Origin of the sequence: Bacillus cereus (assembly GCF_002567495.1) — a bacterium.
GTDB lineage: Bacteria > Bacillota > Bacilli > Bacillales > Bacillaceae_G > Bacillus_A > Bacillus_A cereus_AQ.
Genome location: NZ_NVAP01000060.1, coordinates 1 through 13,528, shown reverse-complemented (window position 1 = coordinate 13,528; position 13,528 = coordinate 1). Strand labels below are relative to the sequence as shown.

Genomic DNA, 13,528 nt, shown 5'->3' with positions numbered 1-13,528 from the left:
GGGTTTTTTTATTATAAATTTATGTCCTCAACATCAGTTCGCACTATAGAATACAATAATGCATCATGTTGCTTATTTCCTTGATGAATATATCCGCGCAACAAGCCTTCCTTTTGAAAGCCGATTTTAGATAGCATTCTACAAGAGGTAACATTTTCAGGGTATGTAATAGCTCCAATTCTAAACAAACTTAAATCTTTAAATCCATAATCAATAATTTCTCGAGCCGCTTCTGACGCATAACCACTTCCCCAATAACGAGGGTGCAAGTCATATCCAATCTCAGATCGTTTACTCCATAATTGTAAATTGTTTAGTCCAATTGTTCCTATTAAAACGTTCGTTTCTTTTAACACAATCCCCCATCGTACTGCCTTCTTCTCAAAGTAATTTTTTGAAAAAGATTCGATCATACGTGAAGCTTGTCCAAACTCCGTAAAAGAATTCATACCATAATAACGTGTTACTTCATCCAATGAAAAGATTTCATATATTTTTTGACAATAAGATTGTTCTATTTCAACTAAACGTAAGCGTTCTGTTTCTAATATAGGAAATACCATAGGATCACTCCTCTCTCTACTCATTCATTATAGCAGAAAAAATATTTATAATTAGGAAAGTCCTTATTGTTCCATAAATCAAACATTTCTAGTGACGCATTCCCTCTTTATTCTATATACACGAATTGCATACCTTCTTATAACGACACAAGCATCATGCTATAATTCCCAAAAATTAAATGTAAAATTATCAAGGACTGTAAAGAATTTGTTTTTTATTTTCTCCTTCTAAATAAACACCCTCCCCCATACATTTATGGTAAAATATAGTTAATACACTTTACGCTATGGAGGTGTCAAAATCTATGTATATATTCATCGGCTTATCCCTCTTACTCATATTACTCATTTTTTTATTCGCCAAAAAATTCACACCCAACTCATTCATGATAACTAGCTTTAAAGGAAATAGCTTTAAGACATTTTCAATCGGTATTTTAATCGTTTCCATACTTTCACTTTCATATGGAACTTATCATGCTGTAACATATCAACCTAGTTATTTAGATATTAAATTAAAAAATCAAAACTATACTGTTTTCGGTAATGTTGGCGAATTCGGTTATTTCTCCAAAGAATTATTAAAAAAAGATACAGAAGTTCAACTGTATCTCGTCTCTTGGAAATCAATGCAGTTAAAAAATCCAGAAATACTAATAGAGTATCCTTCAGGGAAACAAGAAACATGGAAGCCAAATATCATATTAATACCGATAAATACGTTACAAGAAAAACATAATATAAAAGATATTTATCAACTATCACCGTATTCATTTAAAGAGTCCGGAGAAATAACATTAACAATAAAAGAAAACAGTAAAATTTCCATTCAAGTAAAATAAATAAAAACTGTCCCTCCATTTTCTGAAGGGACAGTTTTTATTTATTCTACAGTATTATTTTGACTGTTCATTTAATGTAGCCATTATTTCATTGGCCATATTCTTTCCATTTCCAATACAAGCACCGATTCCTACACCGTAATATGACGCACCAGCTAAATATACATTAGGATAAAGATCCGTCATTTTTTCTTGTAATGCTTGAACCGCTTGATTATGTTCTAAATGATATTTCGGCATTAAGTCTTTCCAATTTGTAACTTCGACTACTTCTGGTTCACCTTTAATTCCAAGACTCTTTTCAATATCATATAAAGCGACTCGTACTAATTCTTCTTCATTATAATTTTTGATTGTTTCATATACCGGGTTGGTACTCTTATAAAACATTCTTACTAATAATTTTTGTTTACCCGATGTATGTTTCCACTTTCGACTTGTCCATGTACACGCGTCACAATGTAAATCACTGTTTTCCGTTACGATAAACCCTGTGCCGTCAGCCGGTAGTTGTTCATCTAGTATGTCAAATCCTAAGTAAATACTTATAAGTGATGAATTTTTAAATGTATTAAAATGATCGTTTAATTCATTAGACTGTAATAAAGTTTGCGCGACATCATGTGGCGTTGCTAAAACAACATAATCAGCTTGTATTGTTTCATGATTTGCAAATGTAATCTCATATCGATTTTCTTGCTTACTTATAGCTGTCGTTATAGCACCTTTTTTTACGACAGTTTCAGTCAACACTTCTTCTAAGCGATTAATTATCGTAGATAGTCCACCTTTAAATGATACAAATTTTTTATTTCCTGCTGATTGAAATTGTTTTTTATTCTCTTCAAAACCTTTAATAATACTTCCATATTTATTTTTATAATCCAGTAAATAAGGTAATGTAGATGCCATTGTAAGTTCATTCAATTTACCAGAATACACACCGGAAAGCACAGGGCCGATTTGTCTTTCTACTAACTCTTTTCCTAAAAAACTTTCTAAAAATAGAGCAAGTGATGTATCTTTCGTAAACTCTTTATTTTTCGTTATAAAATCTTTTAAAGCTACAATTTTTCCCTTCGTTGAAACTAGCGTACTGCTAAACAACGACCGGGCACTCATTGGTATCCCAAATATAGTATCAGAAGGAATCGGATGTAACATATTTTCAGAATATATGTAAGAAATACCCGTTTCATTATATACCATTTCATCTTCTAAATTTAAATCTTTTACAAGTGGCATAACATGTTCATTACGAGCAACGATAGAATCCGCTCCTGACTCCATAATGAAATCCTTTTCTTCCACACTATGGATTTTACCACCTAAATACTCTTCTTTCTCGATAAGGATTAAATTTAAATTGATATTGTAATCCTTCTTTAATTTCTCTAAATAAAACATAGTAGAAAGTCCTGTTATACCTCCACCGATAACAACAACTGTTTTCATATGTGCTGCGCTCCTAACCGATACAATTAATAATTCCTTTATTATTATACCCAAAAGTCCTTATATTCGACTAGCAAGTTGCGCATTCTGTAAGAAATTAGACAATATATTTGAATATATTTCTGATTGATCTCTATGTACTAAATGACCAGCAAACGGAATAACCGCGATATGTATGTTGGCATTTAATTGCTTAAACGTTGTAGCAGCTGTAACTTCCTCCTCTGAATCTCCCCCAACAATACAAAGTGCAGGTACTTGAAGTTTAGCTACATCACCAGTTTCATCGAATGGATACCAATCTTTAGCCTGCCACGATTCAAACAATGCTTTCCAATCACTTTTCACATGAATTTGATTCATATAAGTTACAACTTCTTCATTTTTCATCAATTGTTGATGACACTTTGCTTCATACTCTTGAGACTCTTCCCAATTATCCCTCTTAACCGGAAAGATACCTGAAAAAGTTAATGTCCTCACTTTATTTGGATATTTCTTTGCAAACAATAAAGCTACTAATCCCCCTAGTGAAACACCAGCTATATGACATCTATTAATTTGTAAATGCTCTAATGTATCATGTAAATCCTTAACAGAACGTAGGAAATAATTCTCCAATGTCCCCCCTGATCTTCCATGCCCTCTTAAATCAGGGCGAATAACTTGATAATTTTGTTCTCGAAAGAATGCTACCTGTTCTTCGAATTCTACCAAACCTGTCATACCACCAGAATGTAAAAGCATAATTGGTTCTCCTTCTCCCGAAATATGCGTATGTAGTATCATGTATCCACCTCCTTTAAAACGTAATATTCTGTCAATTATTAGTATATCGAATATATTTTCAAATTACCAAATAAAAAAGAACTATAACATTTACAAACCACGTCATAGTTCTCTTTATTTTAAAAACATAAAATAATTGATTAATTTGTCTAGTTCTTGACTCAATGCCAATACTTTTTCATGTTGAATTCCATAATCTGATACTAAATATAAAAGTTCTTCTTTTTTTATTTCAATTACCTTTTCCAATTTCGTTAGTTCCATGTCGTTTTACATCTCTCCAAAAATAAAATGTATGTATTTCAGTATAGCCTACTTACATAATTAGTAAAAGTAAAATACGCATGTAAAATCTTACATATTTGAAAAAATAATATACTACTAACAAAAAAAGAAACTAGATTAAGCTTCCTTTTTCAGATTATTAACGTTCATTAAGAATTAATAACATACCGAAATTTTTCTAATATTATATCTTTATAATCTGGTGCTCTCTTTATATGATTAAAATAACTATATGAGAATTTAAATACATGATCAAAATCCCAAGCGAATTCACTGTAGTCTTTTATCCAAAATATATTTTCAGTTGGTATAATATTTGCACGTTTAGATTGGATTAAAGGTAATCGATCTACAGGTGAGTGTAAAGTTATCTCAGTATTCGGCTTGAGCTTTTGGCTAGCTCGTAGTACGTATACTAGTTTTAAAAGTGGACGTATCCCTCGTTGAAATATATCTATATGCCCTAAATCGTACATTATATTAATTGCGTGGGAGTAAGTAAGCAAATGTCCAATTAAATCATGATGTAATTCCGCTCGATAAATACTATTAAATTTCGATAACTCATTTAAAATGAACTGAGATACTTGTGTTGGATTACTCAATTCACTTTGTATCTCATCTTCAAAACTTAATTGTTTTACTTCTTTCGTCGTATAACCAATCCACGACCTACCTGGAATTGTTTTTCGAAATGATAAAATAAGAGTAGTAATCCCTTCAATTGCTTGATTATCTCCCCATTTTTGTAGCTCTTTCATAGCTAATAAACTTAATGACGCATAAATGACGTTATGCCCCACCCAATGAAGTTCATCAATCGTTTGTTCTAAAGATTTTATAATCATACTCTCCGCAATTTGAAAATCTATTTCTTTTTTATCATCAATCATCTCACCAATTTTTTTCTTGTTCAGCATCATCCTTGTTGCGAATACGTATTACGAGCTGTTTCTTCATCAATATTATTATCTTTCATGAAAAAATAACTAGCAATTGCAGCTGCTCCAAAATGTGCATGCCAAATATCATTTGTTTCTTTTTTGCATTTAGAAATAATTGAAAGGGCGCCTTTTAAAATGTTTTTATTTTCCATTTTCTATCTCCCCTAATAAAGTGAAACTTTAATCAGTGGGGTTTTTGTTCATCCCCCCCACTGATTATTAGTTGAACCAATCGGGCATTTACGGGCAGCCCGATCCCTCGCTGAATTTTGAGGGGGTCTTACTGCCCGTTAATGCTGGATAAAAATCACTATATTTTCATCCTAAAGATGGTGTCAGTACAAATAAAATATGATTCGATTCATCACTTTTATTCAAAAATCGATGCTTCACATTCGGTGGAATACGTACAACATCGCCTTCTTCTAAAAAATATTCTTTTCCCTCCAATTCCACATACACTTCCCCTTTCATAATAACAGCAATCTCTTCCTTATCTTCATGGGAATAGTGGCTTTCTGTTGTGTTTGCTTGTTTATTTAAATCCATCATTAGCATTTCAATACGCGCTTTCATAAAATCTGGTGTTAATACATCATATACAATGTGATCATTGTTTTCCCGATATACTTTTTTTCGATCTTTTTTCTTAGAAATGAGCGAATCTGTATCAATATCGTTAATAAAAAGTGTAAACAGCGGTACATTTAATGCTTTAGCAATTAACTCCAAAACATTTAAAGAAGGATTAGCATGTCCTCTTTCAATTTGGCTAATTAGTGACGTACTAATCCCTGCATACTCAGCGAATTCACGAATTGTCATATTATTTTTCTTACGATAACTTAATACGGTTTGTCCAAGTCTTTCATGTATCATAGTAAAACTTCCTTCCGTCCATCATAATGCATGTTTCGTTGTCTTTGTGCTGACATACTAAACAAAAGCAAATAATCCTTTCCTATCATCCCCTAGACTTATATACTTACTTTTGTACATTATATCGTATTAAGTTTATTATAATAAACATTCTATCGGAGGGACAAACTTTGAAATCACCTATTCTTTCATATTGCATCTTATTTTTTGGTGTATTCGCCTTATCAACTTCAGCAATTTTTGTGAAATTGGCAGATGCTCCTGCCGCAATCATTGCTTTTTACCGATTATTCTTTGCCACACTGATCCTGTTACCGTTATTACTACTTAATAAAAACAATCGAAACGAACTAAAAACATTAACGAAAAAACAATGGGGATTCGGATTCATATCTGGGCTATTTTTAGCTGCACATTATGTACTATGGTTTGAATCATTACAATATACTTCTGTGGCTAGCTCTACGGTTATCGTAACGTTACAACCTTTATTCTCAATGGTTGGTGGTTATTTTTTATTTAAGGAGAGGTTTACGAAAGGAGCGATTATCGGTTGCCTCATTGCCATTTCAGGAAGTATCGTCATTGGCTGGCAAGATTTCCAAATTAGTGGTGAAGCTTTATACGGAGATATTTTAGCGTTTATAGCTGCCGGTATCATTACTGCTTACTTTTTCATTAGCCAACACGTTCGTAAAGATTTGTCACTTATACCATATTCGGTAATTAGTTATGGAAGTAGTGCTTTCTTTCTTGGCATATTTGCTTTCACGCAACAAGAACCTTTCATCCATTACTCTACACAAACTTGGATGTGCTTTATTGGATTAGCTTTCATTGCTACAATTTTAGGACAAACAATTTTTAATTGGTTATTAAAATGGATGGGTGCTACTGTGATCTCTATGAGTATTTTAGGAGAAACAATTGGAACCTGTATACTGGCGTACTTTATATTAAATGAGGTCATTTCTTTACAACAAGGACTAGGAATTACCGTTATTTTTATTGGTTTAGCATTATTTTTATTACAGCCAAATTCTAATAAAAAAGCATGACAGTATACTGCCATGCTTTTAACTATTCATTATGTACAATTAAACCATCCGGTCTAAAACGACTCATCATAATTTCATTAATAAACTTTCCGTGAGCTTTCAAATTCCCTATCTTTATTCCCTCTTCTACAAATCCGAATTTTTCATATAAAGCTCTTGCTTTTGGATTCGTTTCTAACACACCTAGTTCTACTCTCTCTAACATTAGCCAATTATCAGCCAGATCAAGCATCTTCGTAAGAAGTGCTTTCCCAATTCCTTTATTATGATATTCACTGTCTACCCCAATGAATAAATCGCCTGAATGAGATCTTCGTCCCGGACTTTGTGTTAAACCTACAAAACCGACAACTTCCCCATCATACTCTGCAACAAATTCGAATTGATTTGGTGCTAAATTTCGAATTCTATTTTCCATAGCGTCTACACGCATACTAGGTAAGAAAACCATATACGGTAAAACGTCATCCTGTATACATATTCGATGAATTGCTCTAGCATCTTGTATTTCTACTGCTCTAACGTTGATCCCCATTTTTCTCTCCTCCATACAAATAATATATTGTGTTGTTGTTCTAGAACCCTGCATGAATGACCTTCTTATTCGCATTTATTTATGTCATTTTTACATAATTATTTCGATATAACGCTTGATTTCCAAACGGATTAACAACATATGGATGTGGTTAACTTTTCACCTGATTATATAAATCAAGGAGATTTTTAATTGAAATACCATTTATTTTCATACCGGTTATATCACAATTTTCTATTTCAATATTTTTCAGATTACTATTACTTATGGAACTACCTTCCAAATCACAGTTGTCGAATAAAATAGGTTCCTTCTCGTCTCCTAGACTTGTATTTTTAAATTGTACTCCACCTAAAGTCACTAAATTAAATTTACTACCAGAAAAATTTAAATCTGCATATGATGACCTTCTAAAATTTATATTTCTAAATTTTGATTGACTTACATTACAATTACTCATATTCATATTCATTATATTGCTACTAACAAATGCACTATTTTTTAAATTCACTTGATAATACTCTGTATTTGCTAAATTACAGTTTTCGTATTGATTATTTTTCATATCTTTATTTATAACTACACTCTCTTTGTTTGAGCTTGTTTTTATTCTTTTCACGTAACAATGTTCATCTTCCGATTCAAAAATCATTTGGTACCCCATCTTTTTATAAAAGTGATGATTATTAATTTGTCTACTAGATGTTTCGAGATCCCAAATCTTTATGTTCGGATATTCTTTTTCTATTAATTTAATAACATATGATCCAATTCCTTTTCCTTGATAAACAGGATCTACAAAAATACGATCAATTCGACCGTACGACTTACCAGAAATCGTAACTATTATTCCTCCGATTATTTCTTTATCCATTACCACTTTGAAAGAATTCAATTCTTCAATGGAATATTTCATCATTTCAACTGAAGAATATCCTGGCGGCTGAATGTTATAATCAATGACATCATCTTGGCCGTATAACCATTGTTTTGCTTCTGCATCAAATGTACTTTTCATTATTTCTGTTAATTCCTCAGCATCTATAATTGTAGCTTTTTCTATAGATATTATCGTCATTTTTGTTTTCCCCTTCATTGTTACAAACTGACAACGTTTATAAACGACATAATTATCAATTCACTTTTGTTTTTAATGCTTTTCCCATTATTACATATGAAACATCATTTTTACTAGGATAAAATGGCTCCAATACATTTACCCAATCTAATCTTTCATATAACGAACGCGCTTTTTCATTGTTTATTTGTGTTGTTAACACACTCGTTCTATTTGAAATCCCTTCTAGTAATTCATTATGTAATTTCGTTCCAAGACCTTCATTTTGATATTGCGGGTGAACTGCTAACTCTACAAATTCAAAACAATCTTGTAACCATTCGTCTACTTGCTCTAGATGTAACGCTTCTCTCATTAATTGATTATAGTATTGCCCCTCCATTGAGCGATAACCATAAGTAAAACCAACTACTTCATTTTCATCATTTATTGCTACTACCCCTTTAAAACCTGTATATTCTATATGTCTTTTCATTCTTTCGATCATTTCATTTAAATTTGTTTTCTCAAACGCTTTACAATACAACTTTGCCATATTCCCAATTAGGATCTCATCTTTTTCAATGCTTACGAATTTCACTTTATTCCCCCCTATTAAAATATTTATATCCTTAAATTTTTAAAAACAAAGAAAATTAACACTAATCGCTCTCTTTACTATTAAACTACAAATCATCCTATATTTTCCACAGTTACTTAGTATTAATGAATAATTAAAAGAGACCACGTAATATAAACTAAACATGGTCTCTTCTTTTATTCATTTTCAATTTTATCCCGCTATTTGCCGGGCAGTAAGACCCCCACCTCAAAATTCAGCGTAAGCAAAGAAGTTAGGTGGGGGATCAATTGCCCGTAAAAGCCCGATTGGTGGGGGATGAACAGAACCCCCACTGATTAAAGTTTCCCTTTATATAATTAAAAATTAGATATTACTTAAGCCACTCGTTGCAAGTGTTACTTAACTGCTGTAAATCTTCTATAAATTGACTCGCATGATATCCATCACAAACCGAATGATGTACTTGCAATGAAACTGGTAGCATAACCTTGTTTCCTTCGTTAAAATATTTCCCACAAGTTATAATTGGCAATAGAAAATTTTCATCTTTATTAATATTAAGATTAAATCCAGTAAAAGTGGTCCAAGGTATGCTAGAGATTGGAAAAACATTTGGCGGAATATTTTCTTGCGTGAAAAGACCATGAACATTAGCATAGCATCTCATATCTTCTTCATAGTTTTTATAGAAAATATGGAAATCACTAGAATAATCCGTCCATATACTCGAAAAAGATTTATCATCTTTATGAAAAACTGTATAGCTGGGTATCATTTCCTCCCAATAGCCTAAAACTCCTTCTTCATTAAAACATGTTCGAAATTCTTTATGTTTATTTATTATTCTCGAAATTATATAAATAAAAGTCGGATAAAATTTAATTCCCATTTGACGTACTTTCTCTGTCAAAAGTGTAATATCAACATTTGCTGTCATACTAAACGTACATTTTAATTCTAAATAATATTCAAAATACTGCTTTCTATTCCAAGTTTCCCTATCAATTACATGAAATTTCATTTGGATAGCCTCCTAAAAGATTGTTTTTATTTTTAGGAGGCTATTTTTCTTGTTTGTACCATACAAGTTCACTCCTTACAGTTTAAATTTCACCCTAAGTTTTCTATTTAATTATATAATCCACGCCTAAATTCATTCACATATTTCTATAAATCCATTCACATACTACTAATACATCAAATCACTTTTTGGAGGATACATACATGAATGACAAAAATATAAATAAAAAAGAAAATGTTACTGAAAACACTACATCTATTCAAAATAATAATACTGCAAACCTTACTATCCAAGAACAAGCAATGAACGGCTTATACGGAATGCCCGAAACAACAATTGAAGATGCTGATCACGCTGCAGCTGATGATTTAACTTCAAAAAATTAATTAACTACATTGAAAGAAGCCAAGGAAAATATCCTTGGCTTTCTTAACTATGCATCCACCTTTTGTACTTCTTCACTCTTTCTTGAAAGTTTCCCTGGCCAAAAAGCAAAACGACCTAAAATGACTGTGATTGCCGGTACAAGTAATGGTCTTACGATAAACGTATCTAATAATACGCCAATTGCAGTAACAATACCAAATTGAACTAATACTTGAATTGGAAGTGTCCCTAATACTGCAAAAGTTCCTGCTAAAATTAAACCTGCCGATGTAATAACACTACCTGTTTGTATTACACCATTTTTTACTGCATCCAAGCGATTTTGTGTCTTTCTGTTTTTCCATATTTCTGAAACCATAAAGATATTATAATCTTCGCCTAAAGCAACTAAAAATACGAATGCGTACAACGGTATCGCGCCTTGAATGGCGGGCGCTCCCATACCGTAATGAAGTAATATCCACCCTGCTCCTAACGCAGAGAAGAATGATAAGACGACAGTTACAATTAAATAAATCATCGCAACAACCGATCGTAAGTAGACAAGTAATAGTAAAGCGATAATGCTAATCATTACTGGAATAATTACTGATTCATCACGTTCAGTAATTTGCTTTGTATCATATAATGAAGCTGTTTCTCCACCAATCCACAATTGATCTTTAGCATTACTAATCCCAGAATCTTTTAATACTTTTTCTACACTGTTTTTCAATTTAGGGATTTGATCTAACGCTTCAATTGAGTATGGATTTTCCGCTAAAGAAACTTCATACATTTGTATTTGCTTATTTTCTTTTCCCTCTTTTGGCTCTTTCACTGTATTTACGAAAGAAAATTTCTCTAGTTCTTGTTTAATAGGAAGATCTTTTCCTTTCGTATCAACAACAACTTTTACTGGTGCTAGTTCACCAGCTGAAAAATGATCACTAATTAACGTAAACCCTTCACGGGAAGGCATATCTTTTGGAAACGATTCTAATAAGTCATATGTGTATTGTATACGTGGTACGAATGAAGCCAATCCGCCTAATACAAACACAGTTAGCATAATTATCGTCCACGGTTTTCGTACTACAATATCTCCAAGCTTTTTACTAAAGGGAACTTTTTGTTTTTTAACTTTTATTACTTTCTTTTTCTTTCTTGCAAACTCCTCATTCATTGAAGTTGTTCTCGGTATAAACGGGAAGAATGCAACTCTGCCGAAAATTAATAAAAATGCAGGAAGAATTGTTAAAGCTGCTATCCCCATTATGAATACTGCAACACTAAATGGTACTGCAAATCTATGAAAGGCACCATAATGAGCCAGTAATAATGTTCCTAATCCAAGTACGACAGTTAATGCACTCATTATAATTGCCCCGCCGGATGCTTTAATCGCAAGTTGCAGCGCTTTATATTTACTTTCTTCTTCTAACAAGTACTCTCTATATCTCGAAATTAAAAATAGACAATAGTCCGTACCAGCGCCAAACAATAATACTGTCATAATTGATATCGCTTGGGCATCTACTTTAATCCACCCATGATCAGCTAAAAAGCCAAGTGTAGGACTAATAATACCGTATGCAAATCCAACAACAAGTAAAGGTAAAATTGCTAAAATTGGTGAGCGGTACAATAAAATTAATAAAACTAATACGAGAAGTACAGTAGCCACTAACAATTTCACATCTGCTTGACTAAATAAACTAACTGCATCTGTTTGAATACCTACAGGTCCAGATAAACGAACGTGTAAACCAGAGTCACTTATTTTTTGTTTAAATGGATCTTCATCCACCTTACTATTCACTATTTTTCTAAACTCTTCAAGATTTCCTTTTAATACATCCGTACCAGCAGATTTATTAAAGAATACCGGTGTAACAAATGATGTACCATCTTTTGATGCACTTTTTGATAATACTTGCTCTGGGATTGTATCAAATGGTGGTAACGTTGATTGTTCTTTTAAAGGACTCGTCTTTAACTCTTTGTAAACGTCCTGTATTAGTTTATAGTCTTTTGACTGTAATCCACCATCTCTATGCCATACTACTAACAACGGATTTCCTGCATTATTAGGAAACTCTTTTTTCATAAGTGCTTCTGCTTGCTGCGACATAGCTGTTTCAGGTAAATTTTTCGGATTCGGTTCTTTCGTACTATTTACTTGTGGCAACGTAAATGAAAGTAATAATGTAATAAGAATCCAAACCGATAAAGTGATCCATTGCGTATTCTTCCCTGCTACAAGCCTCCCTAACATATGTAACGGGTGCTTTTTCATAAAAACCCACCTTCCTTTTTCCCTCCAATATTAATTATATATACTGGTCGGTTAATTAATCAAGAATGATTAAAAATTATGTTATAATTATCTCAATCATAAATGTCAGGAGCGAATGTATTTGGAACAAAAACAACGTCCTCTCGGAAGGCCTCGTCAAAATAAAAATACAAAATCTATAAAAGAAACCATTTTAGAAGTTGCAACTCGCTTATTTCTTACTCAAAATTATCAAGTCGTTTCAATGGATGAGGTCGCAAAAGTTTGTGGTGTTACAAAGGCAACCGTCTACTATTACTATTCAACAAAAGCCGATTTATTTACCGTTACTATGATCCAAATGATGGTACGTATACGCGAAAGTATGTCGCAAATACTCTCTACAAACAAAACTTTAGAAGAAAGATTATTAGACTTCGCTAAAGTTTATTTACAAGCAACGACGGATATTGATATGAAGAATTTCATGAAAGATGCAAAACTGTCGTTATCTGAAGAACAATTGAAAGAATTAAAAAATGCTGAAGATAACATGTATAAAGTATTGGAAAAAGCACTTGATGACGCGATGCAAATTGGAGAAATCCCTAAAGGAAACCCTAAATTTGCTGCTCACGCTTTCGTCGCTTTATTATCCATGGGGAATTTCAAGGGTGAAAATCACAATCCAATTCATGCAAATATAGATGAATTAGCACAAGAAATCGTTTCTTTTTATTGGAACGGGTTAGGTCATTCATATTAAACTGATTTCCTTTAATAAAAGAGCATGTTTGAATTTTTTAAACATGCTCTTTTATAATTTATTTATTTATTTACTTACTTATTTATTTATTTATTTATTTATTTATT

General features: G+C 32.2%; 14 protein-coding genes and 1 pseudogene. 4 read left to right on the top strand and 11 right to left on the bottom strand.

The window, feature by feature from the left end; all coding sequences use genetic code 11:
• Nucleotides 1–11: 11 nt before the first annotated feature.
• Entirely contained in the window at nucleotides 12–563 is a 552-nt protein-coding gene (locus tag COK05_RS27070) for a GNAT family N-acetyltransferase (protein ID WP_098615007.1), read from the bottom strand.
• Between the two features lie 305 nt (nucleotides 564–868).
• On the opposite strand from COK05_RS27070, the gene COK05_RS27065 reads away from it, so the two are divergent.
• Nucleotides 869–1,405: a hypothetical protein gene (locus COK05_RS27065; RefSeq protein ID WP_098615006.1), complete on the top strand. Its 537-nt coding sequence runs from the start codon at nucleotides 869–871 to the stop codon at nucleotides 1,403–1,405.
• Nucleotides 1,406–1,459: 54 nt separating this feature from the next.
• Here COK05_RS27065 and COK05_RS27060 read toward each other — a convergent pair whose 3' ends face one another.
• The 5 genes and pseudogenes from COK05_RS27060 to COK05_RS27040 all read right to left on the bottom strand — a co-directional run bounded on the left by COK05_RS27060 (nucleotide 1,460) and on the right by COK05_RS27040 (nucleotide 5,757).
• Nucleotides 1,460–2,860, bottom strand: a complete 1,401-nt coding sequence (locus tag COK05_RS27060; RefSeq protein ID WP_098615005.1) for a protoporphyrinogen oxidase — start codon at nucleotides 2,858–2,860, stop codon at nucleotides 1,460–1,462.
• 60 nt (nucleotides 2,861–2,920) lie between these two features.
• On the bottom strand, nucleotides 2,921–3,649 hold the full coding sequence (locus COK05_RS27055; RefSeq protein ID WP_098615004.1) for an alpha/beta fold hydrolase: 729 nt from the start codon (nucleotides 3,647–3,649) through the stop codon (nucleotides 2,921–2,923).
• Nucleotides 3,650–3,763: 114 nt separating this feature from the next.
• Nucleotides 3,764–3,913 (bottom strand): aspartyl-phosphate phosphatase Spo0E family protein, encoded by a 150-nt coding sequence (locus COK05_RS27050; RefSeq protein ID WP_098615003.1) that lies wholly within the window; start codon nucleotides 3,911–3,913, stop codon nucleotides 3,764–3,766.
• 170 nt (nucleotides 3,914–4,083) lie between these two features.
• Nucleotides 4,084–5,030, bottom strand: a pseudogene (locus COK05_RS27045) (hypothetical protein).
• A gap of 166 nt (nucleotides 5,031–5,196) precedes the next feature.
• The gene (locus tag COK05_RS27040; RefSeq protein ID WP_098615002.1) at nucleotides 5,197–5,757 is read right to left on the bottom strand and encodes a helix-turn-helix domain-containing protein; all 561 of its coding nucleotides are present in this window, start codon (nucleotides 5,755–5,757) and stop codon (nucleotides 5,197–5,199) included.
• A 170-nt stretch (nucleotides 5,758–5,927) separates the two neighbouring features.
• On the opposite strand from COK05_RS27040, the gene COK05_RS27035 reads away from it, so the two are divergent.
• Nucleotides 5,928–6,815, top strand: a complete 888-nt coding sequence (locus COK05_RS27035) for a DMT family transporter (protein ID WP_098615001.1) — start codon at nucleotides 5,928–5,930, stop codon at nucleotides 6,813–6,815.
• Between the two features lie 22 nt (nucleotides 6,816–6,837).
• Here the strand turns inward: COK05_RS27035 and COK05_RS27030 are convergent, their stop codons facing one another.
• From COK05_RS27030 to catA, 4 genes are all read right to left on the bottom strand, one after another.
• Nucleotides 6,838–7,350, bottom strand: coding sequence for a GNAT family N-acetyltransferase (locus COK05_RS27030; protein WP_098615010.1), 513 nt, complete (start codon nucleotides 7,348–7,350; stop codon nucleotides 6,838–6,840).
• A 151-nt stretch (nucleotides 7,351–7,501) separates the two neighbouring features.
• Nucleotides 7,502–8,446, bottom strand: coding sequence for a GNAT family N-acetyltransferase (locus tag COK05_RS27025; RefSeq protein ID WP_141539276.1), 945 nt, complete (start codon nucleotides 8,444–8,446; stop codon nucleotides 7,502–7,504).
• Between the two features lie 37 nt (nucleotides 8,447–8,483).
• Nucleotides 8,484–9,008 (bottom strand): GNAT family N-acetyltransferase, encoded by a 525-nt coding sequence (locus COK05_RS27020; protein ID WP_098614999.1) that lies wholly within the window; start codon nucleotides 9,006–9,008, stop codon nucleotides 8,484–8,486.
• A 352-nt stretch (nucleotides 9,009–9,360) separates the two neighbouring features.
• Nucleotides 9,361–10,011 (bottom strand): type A chloramphenicol O-acetyltransferase, encoded by a 651-nt coding sequence (catA, locus tag COK05_RS27015; protein WP_098614998.1) that lies wholly within the window; start codon nucleotides 10,009–10,011, stop codon nucleotides 9,361–9,363.
• Between the two features lie 203 nt (nucleotides 10,012–10,214).
• Between catA and COK05_RS27010 the strand changes: the two genes are divergently transcribed.
• Entirely contained in the window at nucleotides 10,215–10,397 is a 183-nt protein-coding gene (locus COK05_RS27010; protein WP_098614997.1) for a DUF4021 domain-containing protein, read from the top strand.
• A gap of 47 nt (nucleotides 10,398–10,444) precedes the next feature.
• Here the strand turns inward: COK05_RS27010 and COK05_RS27005 are convergent, their stop codons facing one another.
• Complete coding sequence (locus COK05_RS27005) at nucleotides 10,445–12,676, bottom strand: MMPL family transporter (RefSeq protein WP_098614996.1); 2,232 nt, start codon at nucleotides 12,674–12,676, stop codon at nucleotides 10,445–10,447.
• Between the two features lie 121 nt (nucleotides 12,677–12,797).
• Here COK05_RS27005 and COK05_RS27000 point away from each other — a divergent pair, with 121 nt between their 5' ends.
• Nucleotides 12,798–13,421, top strand: a complete 624-nt coding sequence (locus tag COK05_RS27000; RefSeq protein ID WP_141539275.1) for a TetR/AcrR family transcriptional regulator — start codon at nucleotides 12,798–12,800, stop codon at nucleotides 13,419–13,421.
• Nucleotides 13,422–13,528 lie beyond the last annotated feature (107 nt).

Bases quoted from the DNA above. Each gene is read 5' to 3' on its own strand.
- COK05_RS27060 (WP_098615005.1), bottom strand. From the start codon at position 2,860: ATGAAAACAGTTGTTGTTATCGGTGGAGGTATAACAGGACTTTCTACT.
- COK05_RS27030 (WP_098615010.1), bottom strand. From the start codon at position 7,350: ATGGGGATCAACGTTAGAGCAGTAGAAATACAAGATGCTAGAGCAATT.
- COK05_RS27010 (WP_098614997.1), top strand. From the start codon at position 10,215: ATGAATGACAAAAATATAAATAAAAAAGAAAATGTTACTGAAAACACT.
- catA (WP_098614998.1), bottom strand. From the start codon at position 10,011: ATGAAATTTCATGTAATTGATAGGGAAACTTGGAATAGAAAGCAGTAT.
- COK05_RS27005 (WP_098614996.1), bottom strand. From the start codon at position 12,676: ATGAAAAAGCACCCGTTACATATGTTAGGGAGGCTTGTAGCAGGGAAG.
- COK05_RS27025 (WP_141539276.1), bottom strand. From the start codon at position 8,446: ATGAAGGGGAAAACAAAAATGACGATAATATCTATAGAAAAAGCTACA.
- COK05_RS27040 (WP_098615002.1), bottom strand. From the start codon at position 5,757: ATGATACATGAAAGACTTGGACAAACCGTATTAAGTTATCGTAAGAAA.
- COK05_RS27065 (WP_098615006.1), top strand. From the start codon at position 869: ATGTATATATTCATCGGCTTATCCCTCTTACTCATATTACTCATTTTT.
- COK05_RS27070 (WP_098615007.1), bottom strand. From the start codon at position 563: ATGGTATTTCCTATATTAGAAACAGAACGCTTACGTTTAGTTGAAATA.
- COK05_RS27055 (WP_098615004.1), bottom strand. From the start codon at position 3,649: ATGATACTACATACGCATATTTCGGGAGAAGGAGAACCAATTATGCTT.
- COK05_RS27050 (WP_098615003.1), bottom strand. From the start codon at position 3,913: ATGGAACTAACGAAATTGGAAAAGGTAATTGAAATAAAAAAAGAAGAA.